At 38.4% G+C, this 26,814-nt stretch carries 23 protein-coding genes; 6 read left to right on the top strand and 17 right to left on the bottom strand.

Translation table 11 applies throughout. The features are described from left to right. Positions 1–27 precede the first annotated feature (27 nt). Positions 28–780, top strand: a complete 753-nt coding sequence (gene kdsB / locus JM79_RS07720; RefSeq protein WP_141877593.1) for a 3-deoxy-manno-octulosonate cytidylyltransferase — start codon at positions 28–30, stop codon at positions 778–780. On the opposite strand, the gene JM79_RS07725 is transcribed toward kdsB, so the two are convergent. From JM79_RS07725 to JM79_RS07735, 3 genes are read right to left on the bottom strand one after another with little or no spacing between them, the layout of a single operon-like run. After that, on the bottom strand, positions 770–2,074 hold the full coding sequence (locus JM79_RS07725) for a deoxyribodipyrimidine photo-lyase (RefSeq protein ID WP_141877594.1): 1,305 nt from the start codon (positions 2,072–2,074) through the stop codon (positions 770–772). The genes kdsB and JM79_RS07725 overlap by 11 nt on opposite strands. Then, positions 2,074–2,772 carry an SDR family oxidoreductase gene (locus JM79_RS07730; RefSeq protein ID WP_141877595.1) on the bottom strand — a complete coding sequence of 233 codons (699 nt, stop codon included), beginning with the start codon at positions 2,770–2,772 and terminating at the stop codon, positions 2,074–2,076. The genes JM79_RS07725 and JM79_RS07730 overlap by 1 nt, the downstream gene beginning before the upstream one ends. Positions 2,773–2,777: 5 nt before the next feature. Continuing rightward, complete coding sequence (locus JM79_RS07735; RefSeq protein WP_141877596.1) at positions 2,778–3,287, bottom strand: SRPBCC family protein; 510 nt, start codon at positions 3,285–3,287, stop codon at positions 2,778–2,780. Positions 3,288–3,449: 162 nt separating this feature from the next. On the opposite strand from JM79_RS07735, the gene JM79_RS07740 reads away from it, so the two are divergent. Next, positions 3,450–4,295 (top strand): DUF2911 domain-containing protein, encoded by an 846-nt coding sequence (locus JM79_RS07740; RefSeq protein ID WP_141877597.1) that lies wholly within the window; start codon positions 3,450–3,452, stop codon positions 4,293–4,295. A 52-nt stretch (positions 4,296–4,347) separates the two neighbouring features. On the opposite strand, the gene JM79_RS07745 is transcribed toward JM79_RS07740, so the two are convergent. The 9 genes from JM79_RS07745 to JM79_RS07785 form a co-directional block, all read right to left on the bottom strand. Beyond that, positions 4,348–5,319, bottom strand: a complete 972-nt coding sequence (locus JM79_RS07745) for a Gfo/Idh/MocA family oxidoreductase (protein ID WP_141877598.1) — start codon at positions 5,317–5,319, stop codon at positions 4,348–4,350. Next, positions 5,316–7,016, bottom strand: coding sequence for a sodium:solute symporter (locus JM79_RS07750; protein WP_141877599.1), 1,701 nt, complete (start codon positions 7,014–7,016; stop codon positions 5,316–5,318). Before JM79_RS07750 ends, JM79_RS07745 begins: the two co-directional genes overlap by 4 nt. Before the next feature lie 108 nt (positions 7,017–7,124). Further along, on the bottom strand, positions 7,125–9,614 hold the full coding sequence (locus tag JM79_RS07755; RefSeq protein WP_141877600.1) for a PIG-L family deacetylase: 2,490 nt from the start codon (positions 9,612–9,614) through the stop codon (positions 7,125–7,127). Between the two features lie 68 nt (positions 9,615–9,682). After that, positions 9,683–10,222, bottom strand: coding sequence for a mechanosensitive ion channel domain-containing protein (locus tag JM79_RS07760; protein WP_141877601.1), 540 nt, complete (start codon positions 10,220–10,222; stop codon positions 9,683–9,685). Further along, complete coding sequence (locus JM79_RS07765) at positions 10,222–11,109, bottom strand: septum formation inhibitor Maf (RefSeq protein ID WP_260443398.1); 888 nt, start codon at positions 11,107–11,109, stop codon at positions 10,222–10,224. The genes JM79_RS07760 and JM79_RS07765 overlap by 1 nt, the downstream gene beginning before the upstream one ends. A 15-nt stretch (positions 11,110–11,124) precedes the next feature. Then, complete coding sequence (locus tag JM79_RS07770) at positions 11,125–11,721, bottom strand: Maf family nucleotide pyrophosphatase (protein WP_141877602.1); 597 nt, start codon at positions 11,719–11,721, stop codon at positions 11,125–11,127. Between the two features lie 2 nt (positions 11,722–11,723). Then, complete coding sequence (locus JM79_RS07775) at positions 11,724–12,638, bottom strand: geranylgeranylglycerol-phosphate geranylgeranyltransferase (protein ID WP_141877603.1); 915 nt, start codon at positions 12,636–12,638, stop codon at positions 11,724–11,726. After that, complete coding sequence (locus JM79_RS07780) at positions 12,639–13,154, bottom strand: HAD-IIIA family hydrolase (RefSeq protein ID WP_141877604.1); 516 nt, start codon at positions 13,152–13,154, stop codon at positions 12,639–12,641. Then, the gene (locus tag JM79_RS07785; RefSeq protein ID WP_141877605.1) at positions 13,138–13,899 is read right to left on the bottom strand and encodes a DUF2520 domain-containing protein; all 762 of its coding nucleotides are present in this window, start codon (positions 13,897–13,899) and stop codon (positions 13,138–13,140) included. The genes JM79_RS07780 and JM79_RS07785 overlap by 17 nt, the downstream gene beginning before the upstream one ends. Positions 13,900–14,025: 126 nt before the next feature. Between JM79_RS07785 and ccsA the strand changes: the two genes are divergently transcribed. Beyond that, the gene (ccsA, locus tag JM79_RS07790) at positions 14,026–17,187 is read left to right on the top strand and encodes a cytochrome c biogenesis protein CcsA (protein WP_141877606.1); all 3,162 of its coding nucleotides are present in this window, start codon (positions 14,026–14,028) and stop codon (positions 17,185–17,187) included. 75 nt (positions 17,188–17,262) lie between these two features. Here ccsA and fumC read toward each other — a convergent pair whose 3' ends face one another. Further along, the gene (fumC, locus tag JM79_RS07795; protein WP_141877607.1) at positions 17,263–18,660 is read right to left on the bottom strand and encodes a class II fumarate hydratase; all 1,398 of its coding nucleotides are present in this window, start codon (positions 18,658–18,660) and stop codon (positions 17,263–17,265) included. Between the two features lie 275 nt (positions 18,661–18,935). Here fumC and JM79_RS07800 point away from each other — a divergent pair, with 275 nt between their 5' ends. Together JM79_RS07800 and JM79_RS16120 are read left to right on the top strand one after the other, a co-directional pair. Then, positions 18,936–19,415 (top strand): hypothetical protein, encoded by a 480-nt coding sequence (locus JM79_RS07800; RefSeq protein ID WP_141877608.1) that lies wholly within the window; start codon positions 18,936–18,938, stop codon positions 19,413–19,415. A 123-nt stretch (positions 19,416–19,538) separates the two neighbouring features. Beyond that, positions 19,539–19,715 carry a hypothetical protein gene (locus tag JM79_RS16120; protein ID WP_026916335.1) on the top strand — a complete coding sequence of 59 codons (177 nt, stop codon included), beginning with the start codon at positions 19,539–19,541 and terminating at the stop codon, positions 19,713–19,715. Positions 19,716–19,767: 52 nt separating this feature from the next. Here JM79_RS16120 and JM79_RS07805 read toward each other — a convergent pair whose 3' ends face one another. The 4 genes from JM79_RS07805 to prfB all read right to left on the bottom strand — a co-directional run bounded on the left by JM79_RS07805 (position 19,768) and on the right by prfB (position 24,315). Continuing rightward, the gene (locus JM79_RS07805; protein ID WP_141877609.1) at positions 19,768–22,329 is read right to left on the bottom strand and encodes a TonB-dependent receptor; all 2,562 of its coding nucleotides are present in this window, start codon (positions 22,327–22,329) and stop codon (positions 19,768–19,770) included. Between the two features lie 111 nt (positions 22,330–22,440). After that, positions 22,441–22,809 carry a hypothetical protein gene (locus tag JM79_RS07810; RefSeq protein ID WP_141877610.1) on the bottom strand — a complete coding sequence of 123 codons (369 nt, stop codon included), beginning with the start codon at positions 22,807–22,809 and terminating at the stop codon, positions 22,441–22,443. 11 nt (positions 22,810–22,820) lie between these two features. Then, positions 22,821–23,165, bottom strand: a complete 345-nt coding sequence (arsC, locus tag JM79_RS07815; protein WP_141877611.1) for an arsenate reductase (glutaredoxin) — start codon at positions 23,163–23,165, stop codon at positions 22,821–22,823. Between the two features lie 51 nt (positions 23,166–23,216). Further along, a protein-coding gene (gene prfB, locus JM79_RS07820; protein WP_141877612.1) for a peptide chain release factor 2 occupies positions 23,217–24,315 on the bottom strand; the annotation gives its coding sequence in 2 pieces (ribosomal slippage) (positions 23,217–24,251 and positions 24,253–24,315; 1,098 coding nt in all). A 95-nt stretch (positions 24,316–24,410) separates the two neighbouring features. On the opposite strand from prfB, the gene JM79_RS07825 reads away from it, so the two are divergent. Next, positions 24,411–26,798: a zinc-dependent metalloprotease gene (locus tag JM79_RS07825; protein ID WP_141877613.1), complete on the top strand. Its 2,388-nt coding sequence runs from the start codon at positions 24,411–24,413 to the stop codon at positions 26,796–26,798. Positions 26,799–26,814: the final 16 nt, after the last annotated feature.

The following is a 26,814-nucleotide window of genomic DNA, read 5'->3' on the forward strand; positions in this document are numbered from 1 at the left end:
TTCCTATTTTTACATAAAATTTCTCATATGCAAGATTCTTCAAAATTACGTGTTATTGCAATGATCCCAGCGCGATATGAAGCTTCCAGGTTTCCAGGTAAATTAATGCAGGATTTAAATGGACAAACGGTAATTGCCACAACCTACGAGGCGGCTAAGAGCACCGGGCTTTTCGATGAAGTTTATGTGGTGACAGATGATGATCGTATTTATGATGAAGTGATCAAAGTTGGAGGTAAGGTTGTACTTAGCCAGAAAGAGCACGAATGCGGCAGTGATAGAATCGCTGAAGCTGTAGAGAATATGGATGTAGATATTGTTGTGAACGTACAGGGAGATGAACCATTTATTGACACCAATAGTCTAACGAAATTACTGGAAGTTTTCCAGCAACCAGGTTCCCAAGAAATAGATCTGGCAAGTTTAAAAACTGAACTTAAAGATCTGGAGGAGATCAATAATCCTAATAATGTAAAGGTGATCACCGGGAAAGACCAGTCTGCCTTATACTTCTCTAGATTCCCTATTCCTTACCCAAGAGACACTTCGGTGGAAACTGTTTACTATAAACATGTTGGAATTTACGCATTTAGAAAATCTGCTTTAATGGATTTCTATCGTTTACCAATGTTGCCATTAGAAGCTTCAGAAAAGATAGAATGTATTCGTTATCTGGAGTATGGCAAGAAGATTAAAATGGTTGAAACCAGTGTAAAAAGTATTGGGATCGATACTCCGGAAGACCTTGAGAAAGCCAGAAAATTGCTAGCTAATTGCTAACAGCTTTCTTATAGGTGTCCAGAGCTCTTTCACGAGCTTCTTTATGATCTACCATTTTCTCAGGATAATCATCGGTTCCAAATTCCGGGACCCACTCCTTAATATATTCGTGGTCCTTATCATACTTATCAATTTGAGTGGTAGGATTAAAAATCCTGAAATATGGAGTTGCATCGACACCACTTCCAGCGATCCACTGCCAGTTGCCAACATTTGATGACATTTCGTAGTCTAAAAGTTTTTCAGCAAAATAGGCTTCACCCCATCGCCAGTCGATAAGTAAATGTTTACAAAGAAAGGAGCCAACTAACATTCTCACCCGGTTATGCATGAAACCCGACTCATTTAATTGTCGCATTCCGGCGTCAACCAAAGGATATCCGGTTTCTCCTTTTTTCCATTTTTCAAATTCATCCTTATTATTGCGCCACTTTATCCGGTCGTACTTAGATTTAAAAGCATCGGTCACCGTATCTGGATAGTGATACAGAATTTGCATGAAAAATTCTCTCCAAACTAATTCCTCAAGAAAGGTTTTATTGTGTTCTTTATCTGCATCCCTTACCATTTGACGCACGCTTACCGTACCAAAACGTAAATGCGAAGCTAATCTTGAAGTTCCTTCTACAGCTGGAAAATTACGTTTGCCTTCGTAATCTTTGATCAAACCCGGAGTTACCTGGTAATCTGGAACCTTCAAATCTGATTCCTTAAAACCTATGTCACTCAAGCTTAAATTAGGCAACCTGCTATTCTCATAGAGATTATCCATGTATCTGGTCGTGTAGTGAAAGTCGAGGTCCTTCTTTTTGAACTCTTCCATCCAGAGATTCTTGTAAGGAGTGTAAACTTTGTAGGGATCGCCATCTCCTTTAACCACTTCATCTTTTTCGAAGATAACCTGATCCTTAAAATCACAGAACTCGATCTGTTTCTTTTCCAATAATTCTGAAATTTCCTTATCACGTTCTTTGGCGTAAGGTTCATAATCGCGATTGGTGAAAACCTTTTTGATATCATAAGATTCCAGTAGCTCCTGAAATATCTTTTTAGGCTTGCCGTGATACATTGCAATAGAGCTTCCGTTATTCTCCTGTAGCTCATCACGCATTTTTTGTAGGTTCTCGAAAATAAAAGTCACCCGTGCGTCGTCCTCGGGAAGCTTTTCAAGAATTTCAGAATCAAAAATAAAAATAGGCAGCACAGGATGGTCATCCCGCAATGCTGCCTTTAATCCTGCATTATCATCTAATCTAAGGTCCCTTCGGAACCAGAAAATATTCACTGTTCTCATTAATTAATGTTTAATGTAGAGAGACCTCCATCTACTCCTAATACCTGCCCGGTGATCCATGAACTTTTTTCAGTAAGTAAGAATCCGGCAAGGTTAGCAATATCTTTCGCCTGTCCAACTCTTTTTAATGGATGACGTTGATCCATTTTCTTTTTCTTATCGTCATTGGAAAGTAATTTTTCTGCCAGTGGTGTATCTGTAAGCGATGGAGCAATAACATTTACTCTAAAATTTGGTGCATACTCCGCCGCTAAGGATTTAGCAAAACCTTCAATAGCACCTTTTGCAGCAGCAACGCTGGTATGAAATGGCATTCCAACTTTTACCGCTACAGTGCTAAAGAAAACAAGACTTGCCTGTTCAGATTTTTTTAATTTAGGTAATAATCCGTGAACCGAACGTACAAGTCCAAAGAAATTAAGATTCATCTCTTTTTCGAAACTCTCAGGTTTCATCATTTTAAAGGGTTTCAGATCTATAGATCCCGGGCAATAAACCAATCCGTCGATTTGCTCCGGAAGATCTACTTCTGAAATATCATCTTTTAGCACATCAAATTCGAAATGCTTAACATGATCTGTATCTAAATCTCCTTTTGATCTAGAAAGAGCGTAAACCTCATGATCTGCTTTCAGCATTTCTGAAATTTCATTTCCTATTCCGCTGCTTCCTCCTATGATAACTATATTCTTCTTCATAATAATTAGTTTAAAATATCGTGTTTTTGAGTCTGGTTCTGGGTTTCCGGTTCAGTATACTCTCCATATAACTCAATAAGTTTTTCTCTTCTGTAATCAAATATCTCTTTAAGTTTAGGTTCTACTAAAATTGGATGCGACAGGCGACCAAGAAAACCCATGGGAAGTTTATAATCTACTATATCTTCCATTTCCACACCTCCTGGTATTTCTTTAATAAAGTGTTTGTGATGCCAAAGCGCATATGGTCCAAATCTTTGTTCATCTATAAAGAACTCGTGATCACGGACCTGTGTGATCTCTGTAACCCATTTTGTTTTAATACCTGCTACGGGTGTTACTATATATTGAATAAGCTGACCTGGATACATGGGTCTATCTGCTCCTGAAAGTATTTTAAAGCCCATATAATCTGGAGTGATGGTTTTAAGATTTCGGGGATCTGATAAAAACTGCCAGGCTTCATCCACGGAAATGGGTAATTTTTGTTTGCTTTTCAGGGTATATATTTTCATCAGATAATATTTTATATAAAATTACACGTATAGTTGTTTAAAGTAAAATATAAATAGTTAAACAAAGTGTAAATCTGATGTTTATAGATAATTCAGTCTTAATTAGATTTTGATTTAGTTAGCTGAATAAACTTATCTTTATTAAAATTTAAACTACTACACATGAAAAGATTATTAGCATTTGCTTTAGTGCTCTGCACTGGATTCTCGGGATTCGCACAGGTTGAAGCACCACAACCAAGTCCGCTTGGAAAAATGGAACAAAAAGTTGGGTTAACCGATATCACGCTTGAATATTCCAGGCCTGCAATGAGAGGGCGTACGATTTTTGGAGATCTGGTACCTTTTGACAAAGTTTGGAGAACTGGTGCAAATCTGAACACTATTATTACATTTTCTGATGATGTAAAAGTAGGAGGTAAGGAACTGGCTAAAGGTTCGTATGCTATCTACACTAAACCTCAAAAAGACCAATGGACAATGATGTTCTACGAAACAACGAATAACTGGGGAGTGCCTCAGGAATGGGATGATTCCAAAGTTGCCCTTACCGCTACTGCAGCGGTAGAGGAGATGCCCTTTAAAATGGAGACTTTCACCATTGTTATCGATGAACTAAAAAATGATGCTGCAAATCTTAACTTTCTATGGGAAAATACCGTAGCTATTCTGGAAATCGAAGTGCCTACAGATAACCGTACCATGGCGAGTATAGATAAGGTAATGAATGGACCAACGGCTCAGGATTATTTCTCAGCTGCCTCTTATTATCACGAAGCCGGGAAAGATATGGAGAAAGCATACACCTGGGTTAAAAAGGCCAATGAGATGAGCGAAGGTAAAGCATATTGGATGCTTAGAAGACAATCTTTAATCGAAGCGGAGATGGGTAAAACCAAGGATGCTATTGCCACTGCCAAAAAATCTCTTTCTGCTGCAGAAGCTGCAAATAATGCAGATTATGTGAAAATGAATAAAGAATCGATAGCGGAGTGGGAAGCTAAATAAGCTGAAAACACTATGTATTAAAAAAGGCTTCAGTTTGAACTGAAGCCTTTTTTTAATATTCTAATTTAATCTCTTTCCTGATGGAATCCAACAATTGCATTAATTCCAGGGTGTTTTCTGTAGACCAGATATCACTTTCGGTTTTATTATTCAGAAGCATTTCTCCTACATGCTCCGCTTCGTATGTGTAGCCATTATTTTCTACTCCGTAATCACGCACTTCATGCTTACCATCTTTATGCGTAGTGATCGAAGTTGGTTCATGGAACCTTGAATTCATGATCACTTTAGATTCTTCAAATTCCAGGATAGCTTCAGTAGGAGTTTTTTCCTTAAAAGTTGAAGTGAGTTCTACCTCAATATTCTGGTCATAATGAAATTTGATATCGCAGGATTCGTCAACTCCGGTTTCTGCTAATTGAGCTTCCGCGGTAATTCTATTAGGCATACCGAGTAAACGATAGGCGAGAAACACTGGATAAATTCCAATATCAAGAAGACTACCGCCTCCAAGGGATTTATTAAACAGTCTTTTAGTTTCGTCAAATTCTGCAGGAAACCCGAAGTCTGCTTTTAAAGATTTTAGCTTTCCATATTCCATATTTTTAAACTTGGTTTCCAGGTCACGAAAGTGAGGTAGAAACGCGGTCCAGAGTGCTTCCATAATAAAGACATTCTTTTCCCTGGCCAGGCTTATCATTTCGCCAGCCTGCTTATAATTTAAGGCAAATGGTTTTTCACAAAGTACAGCTTTGCCATGCTCGATACATTTGATGGCGAGTTCATGATGGAAGGCATGTGGTGTGGCGATATAAACTACCTGTACCTGTTCATCTTTTAACAGCCCTTCATAACTATCATAAGATTTCTCAGCTTCGAACTCTGCAGCGAATTCTTCAGCTTTATTAAGATCACGACTTGCTACTGCATAAAGTTCAGCATTATAGGCATGTTGTAATCCATCACAGAACTTTCCAGCGATCTTTCCAAGACCCAGAATTCCCCATTTTATTTTTTGACTCATGTTGTGCTTACTTGAGGTTTATCATTTCGAAAAAGTTGAATAAGTAGCGCTATGGACATTACCAATACGCAACCCAGTACATTCAGCCATAAGTAGGGCATTATATCCATTTTAAATACAATGATCACGATGATCTGTGTAATAATCGCTGCTATAAAAACGGCATTGCTTCGCACATATTTTATAAAAAATGCCAGTAGAAAAATACCTAGAACATTTCCATAAAAGATACTTCCAATGATGTTTACTAACTGAATCAGGTTATCAAATAGATCAGCAAGACTTGCAAACAGGATCGCAATAGCTCCCCACATTAATGTAAACCATTTGGAAGCTGCCAGGTAATGCTCATCACTTTTGTTCTCTTTATGATTTCTGCGGTATAGATCGATCACGGTGGTTGACGCCAGAGCATTTAATTCTGAAGCAGTGGAAGACATTGCAGCTGATAAAATCACAGCAAGCAGCAATCCAATAAATCCCCTCGGAAGATTATTCAGAATAAAATGAATAAATACGTAATCTTTATCATTGCTTTCAGCTTTTACATCTGAAGCATCAATAAAAGTCTTTGCTTCCTCCCGAATTGCGAATTGTTCTTTCTCCAGAGCTGAATATTGTTCTCTAAAATTGGCAGTTTCAGTTTCATCGAGTGAAGTTATCGAGGCATATTCGAGTCCGAGTTCTTTTTTCTTCTCCTGAACATCATCATGCTCCAGCATTAGATCTTTGTACTGCTCGGCATAATCTGAATTTAGAACAGTTTCGGTCGCCGCGGGATTGAAATTTAAGGGAGCAGGATTGAATTGATAAAAGACAAAAACCATAACTCCTACCAAAAGAATGAAGAATTGTAACGGTACTTTCAGGAGTCCGTTAAAGATCATTCCCAACTGACTTTCCCTGACAGATCCACCAGATAAATATCGTTGTACCTGACTTTGATCTGTTCCGAAGTAGGAGAGCATAAGGAAAGTCCCACCAATGATTCCACTCCATATCGTGTACCTGTTATTAAAATCGAAGCCAAAATCCAGTATATCCATTTTACCGCTGGTACCAGCAATTTCAAGAGCTTTCGTGAAAGTTACTTCCTCTGGAAGATAACTAAGAATTATAAAAAAGGCAACGAACATCCCAGTGAGGATCACAGCCATTTGCTGTTTATGAGTGACGCTTACCGCTTTAGTTCCTCCTGAAACCGTGTAAATAATTACCAGTACTCCAATCGCGATGGTAAGATAGGTAAGGTTCCAGCCCAGAACGGCGGAAAGAACGATTGCCGGGGCAAAAATGGTGATCCCTGCCGCCAGTCCACGCTGAATTAAGAATAGTATAGCGGTTAAAGTTCTTGTTTTCTGATCAAAACGTGACTCCAGATACTCATAAGCTGTATATACTTTAAGCCTGTGGTAAATAGGGATAAATACAATACAAATAATAACGATCGCAATGGGCAGGCCAAAATAGAACTGGACAAATCCCATTCCGTCATGATAAGCCTGTCCCGGAGTTGATAAAAAGGTAATTGCACTTGCCTGGGTTGCCATAACAGATAAGCCGATGGTCCACCACCTGGCGTCTTTACCACCTCCAACATAATCTTCAACATTCGAACTTCCGCGAGACTGGTAAACTCCATACCATACGATAAACGCGATCGTACCAATTAGAATGATCCAGTCTATTAATTCCATATTAGGCGAATAGGTTCATGATTAAATAGAAAATAACGATATAAAGAACGTTAACGACCAGGACGATCGTATAGCTTTTCTTCCATTGGTATGTTTCTGGCTTTTCCATTATTTTCCTATAGAGATCATATTAGCAAAAAGTCGATATGCTCCTGGGACTGCCTCAGGAAATTGTCTGAAAAAACTGAGTCCGGTATATATATAATATCCTTCACCATATTCAGCGACCAATAAACTTCCTGAAGATGGCTCTTCATTTGGATCATTCATATACAAAGGAGCTTCAAATTCTTGTGACCAGGAATCGGCGAAGTATAAACCTCTTTCCTGCACCCAATTCTCAAAATCTGAACTTTCCAGTTTATTCGGGGAATTTAAGAGCTCGTGCTCAGGCAGGTTGAAACCGACTTTCGCATTTTCATTGGTCACTCTATCCCGAGAAAGCTGCAGGTTGAATGGAGCGATCTGGTCTGTAACCAATCCGCGATTGGTATTGTACTGCAAAATAAGATTCCCGCCTTCTTCTACGTATTTAAATAGTTCTTGTTTCTGAAATTTCAGATCCTCAATAATATTGAAGGATCTAATTCCAAGAACCACGGCGTCATATTTTTTTAATGAGTTCGCATTAATTGTTGAAGGATCGAGCATGTCTACTTTGTAACCCATCTGGCGTATCGCTTCCGGCACGACATCACCAGCACCAGCAATGTATCCTACAAGTTCACCCTTTTTCTTGATATCTAATTTAACCAGTTCCAGCTTCGCCTTTTGAATGAGGTTCTGCCCGGGAATATAATCGTAATCAATGGAAATAACATTTTGATCATAATTGTTATTCTCGGTCTCCAGGACTGGATTTAAAGTTATTTCACTTTGACCTTCAGGAGGAAAAATTGAAAATTTAAATGTTTGAGCACCACCTTTTGGTGCAATGTTTACTTTAAATTCAGTTGGTGTAAAGCTCCAATCTTTTTCAGAATTTAATTTTAAAGTTCCCGATAGATCAGCCTGGTTGGCTTGAATGGTGATCTCCGCAGTTTTAGATTCCGAGGAATTAAAGACAAGAATATCTTCGTGTAAATTAAGTTCAGCCTTCGGAATCACCTTGAAATTTTCATAAGTTTCTCCGGAAACCGGGTCGTTGAATTTGTAAAGGATCGGTTTCTCAAAAGTTATAGGCTCGCCATTAATTTCAAGATTGAATATTGCTTTATTCTGAAGTGGTGTTTGAGGTAAACCTCTAAGATTTTGATCATTTACTTGATACATCCCAATGGAACCTGCAGATTTTAACCAGTATGGATTGGTGAAATCTGCATTTTCCGGAAGTCGGAATTCCAGGTTCTCGTTCCAGGATGAATTATTATTCAAACTTTCTGCTGGTTCTATTTTCGTATTATTCGGAACAAGCTCTACGGAATTTAATTTAACCTGAGCAGAACTTCTATTGATCGCTTCCAGTTTTATATTAACTTCTTCTGAAGGTGTTACGGAAGCTCGGTCTGCAATGGCTTCAAGATAAAGCCCGGAACTGGCATAAATGATATCCTTGATCTGCCGGGTTTTTATCTCTTGCCAGTGTTCATCCTGAAGATTCTGAATGAGTTGGTAAGCTTTAAGAAGTTCTGGTAGACTTTTAGAGGGATCTTCAAAATTGAAGTCATCCTGAACCTTGTTTAAAATAGCACCAATTTCTTTCCCTCCCTGAATTCTATTCCAGCTGGTATCAATTCCGTCGAAAATATTAGAATCATCGGTCGGCATTTCACCTTTGATAAGTTCGATATATTCCATTTGCTTGCCACGACTTCCGGTACTTCCAAAACCCTGTGATTTATGCTGACTTCTACTAAGACTCGCGATCTCAGGATTGGAAAGTCCTTTTATGGGAAAAAACGTTCCGGTATCAAAGGTCAGGAATCTCGTTTTATCAGCTTCTTCAAATGCTTCACTACCTCCATAGAACCATGGAGAGGTATTAAAGAAAAGTCTCTTGGGGTCATAGGTTTCAACCAATTCTAGTTGATCCTGATATTTGTTTGCATCACCGGCCATTTCAAAAGCTTCCACGCTCAGCATGGCAGAAGAAGTGTGGTGTCCGTGAGTACTTCCCGGTGTACGATGATCAAACCTGTTAATGATCACATCTGGCCTGAATTTTCGAATGATCCAGACAACATCACTAAGCACCTCATTTTTGTTCCAGATTTCCAGTGTTTCAGACGGAGTTTTGGAGTAACCAAAATCATTCGCGCGGGTAAAAAATTGCTCTCCGCCATCGATTTTTCTGGCAGCCAGTAATTCCTGAGTTCTAATCATCCCCAGCTGCTCTCTCAATTCTGGTCCAACAAGATTTTGACCACCATCTCCTCGGGTTAAGGAAAGGTAAGCAGTTCTGGCGTTCACTTCATTTGAAAAATGAGAGATCAACCTGGTGTTTTCATCATCTGGATGTGCTGCCACATAGAGAACAGAACCTAAAAAGTTTAGTTTCTGAATTTCTGAATATATATCTGAAGAACTCCATTTTTCAGGAGTCTGTGCATTGGAGAAAGTAAAGCCTAATAAGAATAGGGTAAAAAGTATTTTCCGCATTGAATAATAGGTTTCATCAAATATAAAAGAATTCAAATCGTCCTGAAGCCTATTTGAGATCTTTTAGGCTAGAGAGCGTCTTTTCCTTCGTCTTTACCATCTACCCGGTGTTTTAAAGTAACCGCTTTTTGAAGAATAAGATTGTTAGGATACGTGACAAGTTCTCCTTCTCGTGTTCGAAGATGAAGATGGAAAGCCTTAATATCCTCGATCTCTGCCTCAATATCAAGATCCTTATCGTGGATCTTTATAGTATCACCTATTTTATATGGAAAGGAAAAGAATAAAATGATTCCGCTGGTCACATTGCTTAAGATAGACCAAATGGCGAACAATGCGACTCCAATTACCGCGAATACAGATGAGAAGATCAATGATAGATCTGTTAATCCAACACCCCAGGCTAGTGCCAACAGAAATGCCGCAATAAGAATGATAAGAATATTGATGTATTTAAACATCAACCTGGTGCGGGTGATGTTAATCTCACTTCTACGACCTACCTTGTTTGCGGCCGTTCTTAGTAAAAACTGTATGAGGAGTAAAATAAAAAGTACTGCAAGAGAATACAGCAATTCGTCGCGGTAGGTGAGAAGTAATTCCTTCATTAATCTAGTTCTAATTTCTCACGCAAATGTAAATCTTTATTCGAATTTTTATTCCAGTAATCGGTTCTTAATCGTGCTTTTTTAGTAGCAATGGTCGTTAAAATTCCTGTCTTGGAACTCTTACCTGCCGGAGCTGATTCTTCCCACTTTTCGATTGTAAAAGGCGTTGACTTATTCAAGTAAATCTTTAAGGCTCGGTTTAATTCCGGATAGTATAACTGGTAGATATGATGCTGCTCGTTGGTAAGAAATTGTCCTTCTGCATTTAATGCTTTTACAGGTAGATGATTCAGTCTTAAAAATTCCAATGAAGGCAGCATTTTAAACGATCCTACCGGAACACGATCAAGATCAATTCTCAGCAAATTCCATATCTCGTTTTCCAGATGAATGGGATTCAATTTCAAATATTGATCTGCTTCTCCGGCGAAATAGGAGTGACTGGTTATATCAAAATCTTCCCGGTTATTTAATTGCATATAAACCTGACCGCACCATTCCTGTACTGAAGCTGAAATTTTTAGCGCATGTTCATTTCCGTTGAGAGGAAAGAAGCTGCTCTGCATAATACTGTAAGGATAGATGCCTGTATTGAAATTTTTGGTGCTGTTCAGTTTGAGAACAGAAACTTTGTTGAAAGATTCATCGCTTAATTTCACCTGTTCTGTTGCCGAAAAGTCTTCAGTTACATAAATAAGAGTGGCGGTGCCTTTTCTTAGTTCACCATACCGGGATTGTTCGAGATCGTAAGTAGTAATTTCTGCATTTCCGGAATACCAGTAATCCTTAAAATCTTCAGTTAATCTGAATTCGTTTCCGTAGGATTCCCTGTCTGCACAGGAAATGATAAGCATTGAAATCGCGAAAAGTGTAAGGTATCGTTTCATCGTTCAGATGACAATTTACGAATTTTCCTCTTTAAGTATGCGTTTCAGGGTTTTATAGACCAGATTCGTAGGTAGACCAACCACATTAAAGTAGCTTCCGCTAATAGTTTCTATCCCAATTAGTCCTATCCATTCCTGTATTGCGTAACCACCAGCTTTATCGAAAGGTTTATAATTCGTTACGTAGAACTCGATCTCTTTTTGGGTAAGATCTCCAAATGTTACTTTGGTGGTGTAATTTAAAATTTCTTGCTTATTTCTGTAAGTAAAACATACCGAAGTGATGACTTCATGTTCTTTGCCTGAAAGCATATTGATCATTTCCACGGCATGATCGTGATCTCTTGGTTTTCCAAGTGCCTTAGCATCACAATACACAATGGTATCACTCGTAATCAATATCTGGTTTGCTTGTAGATCCTCAAATGCTTCCGCTTTTAATTTTGAAAGAAAATCTGTGATTTCTTTGCCTTCAAGATCTTCAGGATAGATCTCGTCTACAGAGCGCACATCTATGGTTACCGGGATTAGGAGATCTGCGAAAAATTTTTGTCTTCTGGGAGAGCCTGAAGCAAGAATGATTTCGTAGTCTTTTATCAAATTCTGGATCATAGTTAAAGGATTATAAATTGTAGCAGGCCTATAGAAAGTAAACCGAAAAACAATACAGCTTTTAAAAGTTTACTAAGCCTTGAGTATTCAGATTTTTTTGATGCTGTCCAGATATTTACCTGGAAAAATAATAGGGGAGCGAGCAATAGAAATAATGCGTAGACCACTGCAGCGGTGTTTCCGAAGAGATATTCATAAACATAATAGATCAGGAAACCTATAGGTGCAAGACCTAATAAAAACAATACCTGGTTTGTGCGTTTTTTACCAAGTGCGATGGGCAAAGTCTTATAACCGGCGTTGTAATCTCCATCAATATCCTCCTGGTCCTTTACGATTTCACGAAGCAAATTCACCAGGAATGCGAAGATGGAATAATCGATTAAAATTGAGAAGATCGTGGATTGTGTGGCTTGATTCTGCGGAGTGATCGCAGGTAGCAGGTCATAAAGTCCAACACCAATTGGGATCAAACCTACAATAAGGCTCACGAGAATGTTCCCAATAAGAATGCTTTGCTGAAACTGGGAATTATAGAGGTATAATATCGCCGAGCCAAATATAAAGAATGCTGAAAACCCAGCAACACCAACCATATTGGAAACATAAAAACCTAAGCCAACACCAATAATGCTCAATATGAAGAACATGCGGTATGCACTTTTTTCAGAAATACCGGTTTTAATATAGGTTTTGGATGGCTTATTTTTTTGATCGGCTTCCACATCAAATATATCGTTGATCACGTAACCAGAAGCAGCAACCGAGACTACGGCCAGAACCAGCATGGAAAATCCGAATAGATTTAAAGTGATTGCCACACCAAATGGTTCGAACAAACCGTATTTGATAAGATACATGGTAAGGGCAATGAACAATAAATTCCCCGGCCTTATCAGCTTAAAATAATCCAGCATTTATGAATTCTTTTCCATCCATTTTCCCTGAACTTTCATCACTTGCTCGATCACGTCACGAACACAGCCTTCTCCGCCATTTTTATGAGATACATACAACGAAATTTCCTTTAATTCTGGAACTGCATCCTGAGGGCAACAAGGTAGTCCTACTATTTTCATAGGATAGTAATCTGGAATATCATCGCCCATGTATAATACCTGCTCTGGTTTTATATCGTAGATGTCAAAAAATTCATCCATTTGCTCCACTTTATCGTCCACCCCAAGGTAAATATCGGTAATTCCAAGGCCACGAAGTCGCTCGCGAACTCCTTCATTTTTTCCACCGCTTATAATACATATGGTAAATCCAGCTTTTAAAGCCATTTTCATAGCATAACCGTCCTTGGTATTCATAGTTCTTAAAAGCTCGCCTTTGGTAGAAACCTGTAATGAACCATCGGTTAATACGCCATCAACATCAAATACGAACGTAGTGATCTGGTTGAGGTATTCTTTATAACTTTTTTCCATGTGTTTTTTGAATAGAGTCGGTTAGTGCTTTATAAATTATTTGTCGGTCCTCATTCAGCATTTGCAAATGAGTTTCAATCGTTTTTTCGTCGTTTCTCAAGGCTGGACCAGTTTGAGCGTCATATGGTGGCAAATCCTGAATCTTATCAAAAGTCTCCTGAATAAGCGGCCTTAAAATATCAAATGGCAATTCGTTTTCATGGCAATAATCTGCCGCGATGGTGAACAGGTGATTTGTGAAATTGTTTACGATCACTGCGGAAAGGTGCAAAGCTCGCCGCTGTTCCGAATTTACCTCGAAAACCTTTGTAGATATGATATTTCCTAGATCCTTCAGTTTTGCAAGATTTTCTTCTGAATTAGCCTCGATACAAAGAGGAATATCTGCAAAACTCACTTCCTTATTTTTACTGAAGGTTTGCAATGGATAAAATATTCCGAAGTTATCTAACATCGATAAATTCTCCATCGCTACACTTCCGGAAGTATGAACTACAAGTCCATTGTTAATACTTAATTTTTGAGCGACCTCAGAAATTGCTTCATCGCGCACTGCAAGAATGTAAATATCTGCTTCAGCCAGCTCAGTATAATCACTTATAATTTCAGTAGTATTCCCAATAAAGTCTAACTTATTGGATTTACGGCTAAATAACTGAATAACATCAACTTCAGGAGTCAACTTGAAGCTTTGGTATAAGTGAATACCAACATTGCCAGCACCCAGGATCACTACTTTTATCATGAAGCTAAATTACCAAAAATTTCAAGGTATAGAAATTAACACGTGTTGACTTGAGATTCGAGGTTTTAGCCGCTAAAAAACGATAAAATATCGTTAAATTTGCAGCCGTTAAAAAGACACTTTTTCATGCAGAAAAAAATAGCCTCTATCCTTTTTTCTACCCGAATAATGGCCGTCCTGTTTATCATCTTTGCAATTGCCATGGCCATGGGAACATTTATAGAAACCTGGTACAGTATCGAAACGGCAAAAATTCTAATTTACAATACCTGGTGGTTCGAAGGGATTATGTTATTTCTTCTTATCAATTTCGTTGGGAATATAAAGCGATATAAGCTTCATGAAAAAGAAAAATGGAGTAGTCTACTGCTGCATCTTTCATTTATCCTTATTTTAATTGGAGCATTTATAACCAGGTATATTAGCTACGAAGGGGTGATGCCAATTCGTGAAGGTGAAACCACCAATAAATTTATGACCTATGAGACGTACCTGACCTTTTTTATGGATGGTGAGATCGATGGTGAAGCGAGAAGAAGAGTGCTACAGGAAGATGTTCTTTTTGGTCCTGAAGTAGAGAACGACTATGTTCTTAATACCGATTTTAACGGTGCTCCTGTAAAATTTGAAGTCACTAATTTTATTCACGGAGCAGAAGAAGCTCTGGTTCCTACAGAAGACGGCGAAAATTATCTTAAAATCGTAGAAGCCGGTGATGGCTCACGACACGACCATTATCTTAAAGAAGGTGAGGTTAGCAATATTCATAATACTTTGTTTACGCTTAATAGTCCGCAGGATGGAGCTATTAATATTCAGCTTACTGAAGATGGGGAATACCAGATAGATTCACCATTTGAAGGAACCTATATGCGTATGGCAGATCAAATGCAGGGGACTTTGGTTAGTGACTCTACACAAACTCTTATGTTGAGGTCGCTTTATAATATTGGAAGTATGCAATTCGTAATTCCAGAACCAGTGGTTACCGGGGAATACGATGTAGTGCCAACAAACCCTAAAACAAAGCAGGATCTTGATGCTGTAACGCTGGATATTACAGCCAATGGTAAAACAGAAACGATCACCTTGCTGGGCGGACAGGGAACTGTAGCAGATCCACAGGCGCTCAATTTTAACGGATTGGAGGTTTTCGTGAATTACGGCAGTATTGAAAAAGAACTACCCTTTGCGTTGAAACTGAATGATTTCATAGCAGAGAAATATCCTGGTACTGCTGATAGAGCAACTCCTGGTTACGCCAGTTTCAAAAGTGAAGTGGAGATCATTGAGGAAGGAGAAAAACCTGAACCATACTCTATTTATATGAACCATGTACTGGATCATGAAGGTTATCGCTTCTTCCAGTCTAGTTTTGACCCAGACGAAAAGGGTACAGTGCTTTCGATAAATCATGATTTCTGGGGTACCTGGTTTACTTATATAGGTTACTTCTTATTGTATTTTGGACTTATGTGGATATTGTTTGACAAAGGTTCCCGTTTTGGTAATCTTAAAGTAATGCTTGAAAAGATCAAAGAGAAGAAAAAAGCACTTGCTGTAGTAGCTTTAATGTTAATGTCATCTGTCGGTTTCTCCCAGGATGATGATCACGCTCACAATCAGAATTCCAAACAGCAGATCGATAGTATCATAGTATCTAATGCTGTGAAAGAAGAGCACGCCGATAAATTTGGACGATTGATCATTCAGGATGCCGGAGGAAGAATGAAGCCTGCCAATACGTATTCTTCAGAATTACTTCGGAAATTAAGTAAAAGTGATACTTATGCTGGTTTAAGTTCAGACCAAGTATTGGTTTCTATTACCGAAAATCCTGCTTTCTGGTACCAGGCGCAGGTAATCTATGTAGAAAAAAAGAACGATAGTTTGCATCATATACTAAATGTAGAAGAAGGTAGAAAACACCTTGCTTTGATGGACTTTTTTGATGAAGAAGGAGGTTATAAACTTTCTCCATATCTGGAAGTTGCTTACAAAGCGGCTGTTCCGAATAAATTTCAGAAAGATTACATAGAAACAGATAAGAAAGTAAACCTGCTATATCAGGCGGTACAGGGAAAAGTGCTAAAAGTATTTCCTATTCCTGAAGACGAGAATAATAAATGGGTTTCTTATCCTGAACTGGATGAAGCTAACTTTTCAGGAATGGATTCTGTTTACACGAAGCAGATACTTCCGCTGTATATGAGTGCTCTTAAAACTGCACGTGAGACCAGCGATTATGAAAAAGCAGATCAGTATCTGGAGAGCATCCAGAGCTTTCAGGAGAAATTTGGAGGAGATGTAATGCCTTCTGAAAGTAAAGTGAACGCTGAGATTCTATACAATGAATATGATGTCTTTAGGAATCTGTTCTGGATGTATATGCTAGCCGGAATCATTATGCTGACTATTGTCGTTATTCAAATTTTCAATGATAACAAAATTGTCAGAAATCTTATCAAAGTTGTTGCAATTGCGATCATTGTTCTTTTTGCAATTCATACGGCAGGACTTGCGGCCAGGTGGTATATTTCAGGACACGCTCCCTGGAGTGATGCTTATGAGTCAATGATCTACGTTGCTTGGGCCACCATGTTCTTTGGGCTGGCGTTTGGTAGAAAATCAAATCTTACGATCGCATCTACTGCATTTGTGGCCTCAATGATTTTGATGGTTGCCCACTGGAACTGGATGGATCCGGCTATTGCGAATCTTCAGCCAGTTCTAGATTCGTATTGGGTAGTTATTCATGTTCCCGTGATCGTAGGTAGTTATGGTCCGTTTACACTGGGAATGATCCTTGGTGTGGTTTCGCTGCTGTTAATGATCCTAACCAATGACAAGAACAAGAAGAAAATGGACATTAATATAAAAGAGATCACGATCATTACTGAAATGGCATTGACCGTTGGTTTAGTAATGCTAACTATTGGAAACTTCTTAGGTGGCCAGTGGGCTAATGAGAGCTGGGGACGTTACTGGGGCTGGGATCCAAAAGAGACCTGGGCGTTAATTAGTATTATGGTATATGCTTTTGTGATCCATATGAGATTGGTTCCAGGTTTAAGAAGTAGATGGTTCTTTAACTTAATGGCGATCATTGCATTTGCAAGTATCATGATGACCTATTTTGGTGTGAATTTCTACCTGAGTGGTTTGCATTCCTATGCGAGTGGAGATAAGGTCATCACGCCAACCTTTATCTATTATACCTTAGGTGCTGTGGCAATTTTAGGTACTGTATCTTACTTTAAATACAAGAAATACTTCGCTAAGAAGTAGATATATTTTTAAAATTCTAACATAAAAAAAGCCTGCTTCCAGAAGCAGGCTTTTTTATTTTTGGTTGAGACTCGATTATTTAAGATTTCCAACCATATCTTTTGGATCTACCCATTCCTCAAATTCTTCATTGGTAACATATCCAAGATTGGCAGCTTCTTCTTTCAAGGTAGTACCATTCTTATGAGCGGTGTTAGCAATTTCAGCAGCTTTGTAATATCCTATTTTGGTATTCAAAGCAGTAACCAGCATCAAAGAGTTGTTTAAATGCTCTTTGATGCGTTTGTCGTTGGCTTCGATCCCACGAGCGCAATGTTCCTCGAAAGAGAGACAGGCATCACCAATTAGCTGAGCACTTTGCAGCAAAGCGTTTGCCATTACCGGTTTAAAAACATTCAGTTCGAACTGTCCCTGCATTCCACCTACGCTCATGGTCACGTCGTTCCCCATGATCTGGGCACATACCATGGTAAGTGCTTCACACTGGGTAGGATTAACCTTACCAGGCATGATCGAAGAACCTGGCTCATTCGCCGGAATATTGATCTCTCCAATACCACTTCTTGGTCCGGAAGCAAGCATTCTAATATCGTTTCCAATTTTGTTCAGAGAAACAGCGATCTGTTTTAGTGCTCCGTGAGTTTCCACAAATGCATCATGTGCTGCCAGAGCTTCAAATTTATTTCCAGCAGAGATAAAAGGCATCTCCGTAAATTTTGCGATAAATTCGGCAACCCTTTTTGAATATCCTTTTGGAGTATTGAGTCCGGTTCCTACCGCAGTTCCACCTAAAGCAACTTCAGATAAATGAGGTAAAGTATTTTCCAGTGCTTTAATGCCATAATCTAACTGAGCAACGTATCCGCTGAATTCCTGACCAAGGGTTAGGGGAGTGGCGTCCATAAAATGCGTACGCCCAATTTTCACGGTATGCTTGAATTCTTCAGATTTCTTCTTAAGAGTATCTCTTAGTTTTTTCAAACCGGGAAGCGTATTCGTAGTCACTTTTTTGTAAGCAGCAATATGCATTCCGGTTGGGAATGTATCGTTCGAAGATTGAGATTTATTCACATCATCATTTGGTTGAAGTGTTTTTTCCCCTTCACCAATATTTTTACCTGCGATCTGGTGAGCTCGGTTAGCGATCACTTCGTTCACATTCATGTTACTCTGTGTACCACTTCCAGTTTGCCAGATCACCAATGGAAACTGATCATCGTGTTTACCTTCCAGGATCTCATCACAAACCTGAGCGATAAAGTCTCTCTTTTCTACAGGAAGAACTCCAAGTTCACAGTTGGTATATGCGGCAGCCTTCTTTAAGTAAGCAAAACCATATATAATATCCAGTGGCATGGAGGACGCAGGTCCAATTTTGAAATTATTACGGGAACGTTCAGTTTGAGCACCCCAGAGTTTATCTGAAGGAACTTTAACTTCCCCCATGGTATCTTTCTCTATTCTATAGTCCATATTTTAAAAATTGGTTGTTTCGCAAAGTTAATATTTCGCTAATCTTATTAATCTAAAAAAACTTTAAAATTGGTGGTTCTTTTATTCTGAATTATATAAATCTTAAATCGGGCTTTAATCTATTAGAAGAGCTTTGAAACACTCGTTATTTCCCCGCTTTGTAGATTTTAAAATACTGTAAACCAATTATCTAAAGCAAAATAGGGGGAAATTCCCTTTTCATTGCATCACAACTAGCTTTATCTTTAGACTATTGTTTAACTAAATTCATAATAATGAAAAAACAGCTAGTATTACTCGTTTTTTCATTAGTAGTTTCAATATCCCTCGTAAGTTGTAGTGCTAATGACGATGGTCCTGCAGATTCAGATCAATTTCTGAATGCTGATGTAAACGGAGTTCTTTTTAACTCATCTAATAATTCTGCTGCTCTTAGCTTCCGTAAAGATTACAATTCCCTGGGAACAGTTAGTTTTATTCTCGATTTTCAGATCGATAATTTTACCGGGATTGGAATTTATCGACTTGGCGACCAGGTTTACAACAAGAACTGGATAAGTTATAGTACTCACGATCATGATCTTTGGGCGATAATGCCTAATGGTGCTCCAAACGATATCACTAACTTTATTGAGATCACGAGTAATTCTGATGATCGTATTGAAGGAAAGATTTCCTGTAGTAAATTGTGGAATGAACAACAAAGTAGCTATGCACCAATTGAAGGGCAGTTTAAACTTAATATTCGGCTTTAAATACATCAATCAAAAGGCGAACAATTCCCTAAGTTTAATAATTCTTCAAAAAGTGATCAAATTCCTGTGATAAGCGATCAGGTATTTATATCTTTGACCTGATTTAAATCAAACTTTACCATTATGTTCGAATTCGATCAATACCTTGGATTTTTAGCGTTCCTTACGATATTAACGATGGGTTTCTGGCTTATGATCTTCCTGGTAGCTTTCGTTCCTTATTGGATCGGTGGGTCTGTTGGAGAATTGATCAAAGAAAAACGTGAAGCTCGTAAAAAAGCTAAAGCGGAAAAAGCATAAAAAAAAGGGACTTATTTAAGTCCCTTTTTTTATTTCCTTTTATTCCAGATTATTAAAATTCTCCTTCGTCATAATCTTCGTCATTTCTTCTCTGTTGACGCTGTTTCTTCTGATTAAACCTATAGATAAAGGATACATTCACTGCCTGACCTTGTCTCCATTGGAATTCACTGTCTTGTTCAAAGAATTCAGTATTCGTATAAGATGATCTCTTTCTACCATTTAGTATATCACTTACATTTAATGCAATGGTAGCTTTTTCATTCAGAATTTCTTTACTTAAGGCTAAATCTATAGAAAGGATACCATCCTGAGTTCCCTGAATTTCATCTGATGGTCCTCGATAAAAAGCATTAGTTTGCCAGTCAATTTTTAGCGGAAGTGTCACTTTTGAACTAAATCGCGCGAACCAGCTTGTGTTTTCGGTATTATAACTATCTCCATTAAATTCACCATCCAGCTTAAATCTAAAGTAGTTAAAGCTACCATTTAATCTCAACCATTCGGCAGGATTGTATAATACCCCAAGTTCACCACCCATTCTATCGTTTGTCGCCAGGTTAAAAGGGATGCTTCTAATAACTGTTTGCGGAATTGTTTCTGGTCCCTCTTCAGGAAAATCAGGATTCGCAATCTGTATATCAATTTCCTCCTGCACTCTTTGAAAAGCATCAGTTTCTCTCTGATAATAAACTGAAGAAGTTAAAGTAAGTTTCTCCCATCTTTTCAAATATCCAATATCAAAACTGTTTGAATACGCTGGTTGCAGATTTGGATTTCCCTGAAAAATATTATTTCGACTGCTTCTAGATGGAAACGGATTAATATACCAACCTCGAGGTCTATTAATTCTACGGTTATATCCAAATGTGATATTTTCTTCTTCCGCGATTTCGTAGATCACATTCAGTGTTGGGAACAAGCCAAAATATTTATTATCAAAATTTGTAGTAATATCAAAACTAAACTCTTCTCTTAATTCTTCCTGAGTAAGTTCAGAATCAATATCACCTTTTAGTTGTGTATGCTCAGCTCTTAATCCTAAAAGAAAACTAAAATCACCGAATTTAGTACCGTATTGTGTATACCAAGCGTGAACATTCTCGTCATAGTCAAAAATATTAGTCTGATTACGATTCAAAATAAAATTATTACTACGGTCCTCTTGCAACAGTGAGTAATCAGTTACCTCATTTTCAAGGTTTCCTCGATACCCAGCTTCAAATTGCGAATTCTCTCCAATAGGTCTCACATAATCTGCCTGAAGTAAATACTCTTTTTGATCTTCAGTAGTTAAAGTTCTCTCTCTGGGGATGAAGATCTCTCCAACATTAGTAGTATTAAAATTAATTGGCTCTCGGATAAAAGCTTGTTGCTCTTCCTTATCACGTTCAATTTGAAAGTCTGTAGTTAGTTCGTGTCCTTTGTTATCAAACTTATTTACATAATTAATGGAGAATTGCCAACTGTTGTCTTCTTCAACTTCATTTTCAAGACGTGTGGTTCCAAGCACCCTGTTTCCATCAAGAAAATAGTCGTTTACATTCGTAGTAAGATCTTCATCATCCCCAAGTCTATAGAATAAAGCTCCGGTTATGGAAGATTGTTCATTCAAATAGTATTCTATTCCTAAATTGGTATTGAAGCCTCTATTGATTCTATCATAATCTCTATCTTCAACATTTCGATCATATTGAAGACCGTCAAGAAAAGTATCCTCACGAGTATCAAAGTATCGAGTGTCGAAGAACGCTTCGCCCGGAGATTCTCTATATCTATAACCCGTGGTGGTGAAAAGATTATATTTATCGGTTCGGTAATTAAAGTTTGCGTTGATCCCTGCGTTGGCCGGATTACCACCATTAATTGTTAAGGAACCATTGAATCCCAGAGTTTCCTTCTTTCTAAGAATAATATTAATAATTCCAGCAGTACCTTCAGCATCATATCTTGCGGAAGGTGAGGTGATAACTTCAACTCTCTCGATAGCTTCAGCTGGTAGTTGGCTTAGAACATCTGTACTACCAAAACCGGCCATTGCAGATGGTTTACCGTTTATCAATATTCTTACATTCTCATTCCCTCTAAGACTTATACCTCCTTCTATGTCTACAGTGACAGATGGTACGTTATTTAAAGCATCGCTTACAGTTCCTCCGGCAGTGGTAAGATCTTTTCCAATGTTATAGATCTTCTTGTCAAGTCTAACATCTACCTGGGTAGTTTCTGCCCGAACAACCACTTCGTCAAGATTTTCAGATCCTAAGCCAAGTAGAATAGTTCCCAGGTCCAGATCTGAATTTACATTTCGGTTCTTGAAGACTTTAGATTCGTATGAGATAAATTCAACCGTGATCGTATAGGTTCCTTCCTGAACCGTTATTTCAAATTCGCCATCTATATTGGTAACAGTACCATCTACCTTTGAAGGATCGTTGGTATTCTGAACTGCGACAGTTGCATATTCCAGAGGAACATTTAGCTCATCGTCCAGAACCTTACCGGAAATGGTGTATTTTTTAAGAGGTGAAGGGCCCTGAGCATAAGATTTAAAACTCAGCAAGCCGATAAACAGGAATAGTAAACTTAAGGTATAGATCTTCCGATTGGTCATTATATAATTTTACCCTATGACCATAGGAAACCCACTTAGTTTAATGAACGAGGGTTAAAATATTGTTAAGCGTGAAATTAATTTTTATAAACAACTGCAGCTATTTGTAAATCAGGATTTTCTGGTTAGCTGTTTATTTAAATGAATATATCTATCAAATTGATCCTCATTCATAAATTTTTGAAGTGATTTGTATTCACTCTTCTGGATAGTTTTCAATTTATTCACTTGCTGTCCTGTTCCTAAACTGGAATTAATGATCTCGTTCTTTTTGATAGTATATTCTATGATCGCATCTTCCAGAAGTTGCGTCTGGCCCAAGGTCAGGTTTAACTGATTTTTCCAGGTTAGAGCAAGCTCAGAGGCAATTTCTCTAATTTCTCTGCGATTTTTTTCATGAATATGGATCTGAGAGTATACGAAACCAGCTACTGCCGCAGCGGCCAGACCAATAATTGTAATCCTGTATTGTAGTTTCATATGAGTAGTAATTATAGCAATTTATCAATTTCCGCAGCAGGTCTTCCAACTACTGCATTTTTATCATTTTCAACAATAGGTCTTTCGATCAGTTTAGGGTGTTCCACCATAATATGGATTAATTCATCCTCACTTAGATCTTTCCCCTTGTAATTATCTTTCCAGACCTTTTCTCCAGTTCGCACTAATTGAATAGGGGTATAACTTAATTTCGCTAGTAGCTGTTCAAGCTCTTTTGCTGAAAGTGGATCTTTAAGGTACTCCCTGATTACAAATTCCTTACCAGAATTCTTCAGAAGTTCGAGTCCTTCCCTGGATTTCTTACATCTTGCGTTATGGTAAATAGTGTATTTCATCAAGTCTTAATATAAACATTTCAGATTAAACAATAAAAGCCTTAATATGAACTAATCTTCATTTTTCTGTCCCATCATCATCAAAAAAGCTTTCAGAAAAGGATCAATAGCGCCATCCATTACAGCATCAACATTTCCGGTTTCTTCCGCAGTTCTAACATCTTTTACGAGTTTATAAGGATGCATCACGTAGTTGCGTATCTGCGAGCCCCATTCTATCTTCATTTTTGAGTCTTCGATCTCTCTTCGTTGGGCCTGTCTCTTCTGAAGTTCAATTTCAAATAACTGACTCTTTAATAACTGCATCGCCTTGTTCTTATTTTCAAGCTGAGACCTGGTTTCAGAATTTTCTATAACGATTCCAGTCGGCTCATGTCTAAGACGCACCGCGGTCTCTACTTTATTTACGTTCTGTCCACCAGCTCCGGAAGATCTCATGGTTTCCCAGCTAAGATCTGAAGGATTGATATCAATTTCTATAGTATCATCTACAAGTGGGTACACATATACAGAAGCAAATGAGGTATGCCGCTTGGCATTACTATCAAAAGGAGAAATTCTTACGAGCCTGTGAACACCGTTTTCACCTTTTAGCCAACCAAAAGCGAATTCACCTTCGATTTCGAGTGTAACGGTTTTAATTCCAGCTACATCACCGCCCTGATAATTGAGTTCCCTGATTTTATACTTTCGCTTTTCAGCCCACATCATGTACATGCGCATCAGCATTTCAGCCCAGTCGCAACTTTCAGTACCACCAGCACCCGCAGTAATTTGCAAAACTGCGCTCATGCTGTCTCCTTCTTCGGAAAGCATATTTTTGAACTCAAGGTCTTCTATAAGATCAAGAGCATCATCATTTCTTTTCTGAACATCTTCCGCAGAAGCTTCATCCTCTTTATAGAACTCGTAGAGAACCTCAAGATCTTCTACTAAAGTCTCGGCTTTTGCATATTCATTCACCCAACTTTTTTCAGCATTGACCTCTCTCATAATCTGTTCAGCCTTTTTAGGGTCATTCCAGAAGTCTGGAGCAAAGGTCTTTTCCTCCATGTTGGTTATTTCAATCTTTTTGGCATCAATGTCAAAGATACCTCCTTAACGCAACCAGGCGCTCTTTGAGATCTCTTATGTTCTCGGTCGTAATCATATGTTCGATTTGACGTAAAAATAGAATTTAGGGGTGTTTCGGGAAAGTATTTAACGAATAATTTTTAGCTTTAGACGGCTTTAAAAAATCCATCTATGCGCTACTTCTTATCTATCCTTCTGGCATTCAGTATATCCATGTCTATAAACGCACAGTTCCTTGAAAAAAAAGAGGATCTTAAATCTTATGACGGATTTTTTGATTTTCACTATAACGAAAATGAGGACGAGATCTACCTTGAAGTTGACAGCTTAAATACTGCTTTTTTATATACTCAGTTCTTAACTACCGGAGTAGGATCAAATGACATTGGACTTGACAGGGGACAACTTGGTAATACGAAGGTTCTGGAATTTAGAAAGGCAGGTAATAAATTGCTATTAGTAGAGCCCAATCAAAATTATCGTGCAATCACTTCCAATCAGGCTGAAAAGAATAGTGTAAAAGAAGCTTTTGCAGAGTCGGTCATATTTGGTTTTGAAATCAAAGAGACTAAAGATTCAACCTATATCATTGATCTTACACCTTTTTTATTGGAAGATGCACATGGCGTTAGTGAGAAGCTGAAGAAAGGTAAGTTCGGATCTTACAGCCTCGATAAGTCCAAGAGTGCTCTTAGCCTGGATCGAACAGAAGCCTTTCCAGAGAATGTAGAGTTTGAAGCACTTCTTACATTTTCAGGAAAACCTACAGGAAGGACAGTAAATTCTGTAGTGCCTGATGCCAGTAATATTACCGTTAAGCAGCATCATTCTTTTGTCAAGTTACCAGATGATAATTATAAAAAACGTGCATTCGATCCCAGAAGCGGTGCGATTTTCATTTCTTACCAGGACTATGCAAGTCCGGTTTATGAACCAATCACAAAACGTTATGCGATACGGCACAGGCTGGAAAAAAAGACACCAGATTCCTTAGTAAGCGAAGCTGTTGACCCTATTATTTATTATTTGGACCCGGGGACTCCGGAGCCTGTTCGCTCTGCGTTACTTGAAGGTGCATCCTGGTGGAATGAAGCATACGAAGCCATTGGGTATAAAGATGCCTTTCAGGTCAAAATGCTGCCAGAAGACGCTGATCCTTTGGATGTAAGATATAATGTGATCCAATGGGTTCATAGATCTACCAGGGGTTGGAGCTATGGAGCGAGCGTTGTAGATCCAAGAACTGGAGAGATTATCAAAGGGCACGTAAGTTTGGGTAGTTTGAGGATTCGCCAGGATTTTATGATCGCACAGGCGCTTTTGAATAAACCATTTGCGAAATCTGATGAGAATATTGAACCTATGATGAAACTTGCGCTGGCCAGAATTAGACAGTTGTCTGCGCATGAAGTTGGGCACACAATTGGTTTTGCACATAATTTTGCGGCAAGTACGAGTGACCGCGCATCTGTAATGGACTATCCTCATCCACAATTCAGTTTGAAAAATGGTGAAATTTCTGCAGAAGATGTCTATGCTACGGGAATAGGAGAGTGGGACAAGGTTACTGTTCAATATAGTTATGCAGATATTCCGAAGGGAGAGAATGAAAGTGATTTTTTAAATGAGACTCTTGAAGAAGCTCAAAGAAACGGACTCATTTTTATATCTGATGCTGACGCCCGGGCTGCAGGAGGAGCAAATGCATTCGCTCACTTATGGGATAATGGTAAAAACGCGGTTGATGAACTTGAAGATGTTCTAAAGATTCGCAAACAGGCAATACAAAACTTTTCAGCTGATAATATTAGAAATGGAGAGCCATTTTCAGTGCTGGAAGATGTATTTGTACCGCTATATTTTTTCCATAGGCATCAAACTGAAGCCGCAGTAAAACTTGTGGGCGGACTCGAATATGAATATGCAGTCAAAGGAGCGGAGAACTTAAACGTGAAAATTCTGGATGGTAATATTCAGAAGAAGGCGATTAAAGAGATATTGAAAACTTTAAAAGCTGAAGAAATCGCAATTCCGAAGGAAAAGTTGGAGCTATTTCCGCCACGTGCTTTTGGATATAGTCGTGACCGCGAAAGTTTTAAAAGTAATACCGATGTTGCATTTGATATCCTGGGAGCTCCAGCGACCGCGGCAGGAATGACTATGCAATTCCTTTTTCACCCTGCTAGAGCTGAAAGGTTAATTCAGCAGAAGGCAGTAGATAATAATAATCCAGGACTGGAATTTTTGCTGCAGGAAACTGTTCTCAATACGATCAAGTCAGCCTATATAGATGAGTATCTTGATAGAGTCCAGCAAACGGTAAATTTCGTGGTTTTTAAACACCTTCTAAATCTTGCTGTCAGTGATAAATCGACGAGCCTGGTAAAATCAATAGCGAACGCTGAAATTGATGGGCTACAACAATGGCTTCGGAAGAATGATTCCGCAGTAAACAGAGAAATGCTTAGAAATATTAAAGAATTCAGGGAGCATCCAGAGCAATTTCAGTTGGAAATGAATATTCCAAAGATACCTGATGGTTCACCTATTGGTAATTAGAAATAGAATACTCTAA

Source organism: Gramella sp. Hel_I_59 (assembly GCF_006714895.1).
Lineage (GTDB): Bacteria > Bacteroidota > Bacteroidia > Flavobacteriales > Flavobacteriaceae > Christiangramia.

Excerpts from the sequence above, each read along its gene's own strand:
- JM79_RS07730 (WP_141877595.1), bottom strand. The coding sequence starts at position 2,772 with ATGAAGAAGAATATAGTTATCATAGGAGGAAGCAGCGGAATAGGAAAT.
- JM79_RS07785 (WP_141877605.1), bottom strand. The coding sequence starts at position 13,899 with ATGATAAAAGTAGTGATCCTGGGTGCTGGCAATGTTGGTATTCACTTA.
- kdsB (WP_141877593.1), top strand. The coding sequence starts at position 28 with ATGCAAGATTCTTCAAAATTACGTGTTATTGCAATGATCCCAGCGCGA.
- arsC (WP_141877611.1), bottom strand. The coding sequence starts at position 23,165 with ATGAAATACACTATTTACCATAACGCAAGATGTAAGAAATCCAGGGAA.
- JM79_RS07800 (WP_141877608.1), top strand. The coding sequence starts at position 18,936 with ATGAAAAAACAGCTAGTATTACTCGTTTTTTCATTAGTAGTTTCAATA.
- fumC (WP_141877607.1), bottom strand. The coding sequence starts at position 18,660 with ATGGACTATAGAATAGAGAAAGATACCATGGGGGAAGTTAAAGTTCCT.
- JM79_RS07825 (WP_141877613.1), top strand. The coding sequence starts at position 24,411 with ATGCGCTACTTCTTATCTATCCTTCTGGCATTCAGTATATCCATGTCT.
- JM79_RS07805 (WP_141877609.1), bottom strand. The coding sequence starts at position 22,329 with ATGACCAATCGGAAGATCTATACCTTAAGTTTACTATTCCTGTTTATC.
- JM79_RS07755 (WP_141877600.1), bottom strand. The coding sequence starts at position 9,614 with ATGCGGAAAATACTTTTTACCCTATTCTTATTAGGCTTTACTTTCTCC.
- JM79_RS07735 (WP_141877596.1), bottom strand. The coding sequence starts at position 3,287 with ATGAAAATATATACCCTGAAAAGCAAACAAAAATTACCCATTTCCGTG.
- JM79_RS07780 (WP_141877604.1), bottom strand. The coding sequence starts at position 13,154 with ATGGAAAAAAGTTATAAAGAATACCTCAACCAGATCACTACGTTCGTA.
- JM79_RS07760 (WP_141877601.1), bottom strand. The coding sequence starts at position 10,222 with ATGAAGGAATTACTTCTCACCTACCGCGACGAATTGCTGTATTCTCTT.
- JM79_RS07810 (WP_141877610.1), bottom strand. The coding sequence starts at position 22,809 with ATGAAACTACAATACAGGATTACAATTATTGGTCTGGCCGCTGCGGCA.
- JM79_RS07770 (WP_141877602.1), bottom strand. The coding sequence starts at position 11,721 with ATGATCCAGAATTTGATAAAAGACTACGAAATCATTCTTGCTTCAGGC.
- JM79_RS07740 (WP_141877597.1), top strand. The coding sequence starts at position 3,450 with ATGAAAAGATTATTAGCATTTGCTTTAGTGCTCTGCACTGGATTCTCG.
- JM79_RS07750 (WP_141877599.1), bottom strand. The coding sequence starts at position 7,016 with ATGGAATTAATAGACTGGATCATTCTAATTGGTACGATCGCGTTTATC.
- JM79_RS16120 (WP_026916335.1), top strand. The coding sequence starts at position 19,539 with ATGTTCGAATTCGATCAATACCTTGGATTTTTAGCGTTCCTTACGATA.
- JM79_RS07725 (WP_141877594.1), bottom strand. The coding sequence starts at position 2,074 with ATGAGAACAGTGAATATTTTCTGGTTCCGAAGGGACCTTAGATTAGAT.
- JM79_RS07765 (WP_260443398.1), bottom strand. The coding sequence starts at position 11,109 with ATGAAACGATACCTTACACTTTTCGCGATTTCAATGCTTATCATTTCC.
- ccsA (WP_141877606.1), top strand. The coding sequence starts at position 14,026 with ATGCAGAAAAAAATAGCCTCTATCCTTTTTTCTACCCGAATAATGGCC.
- JM79_RS07775 (WP_141877603.1), bottom strand. The coding sequence starts at position 12,638 with ATGCTGGATTATTTTAAGCTGATAAGGCCGGGGAATTTATTGTTCATT.
- JM79_RS07745 (WP_141877598.1), bottom strand. The coding sequence starts at position 5,319 with ATGAGTCAAAAAATAAAATGGGGAATTCTGGGTCTTGGAAAGATCGCT.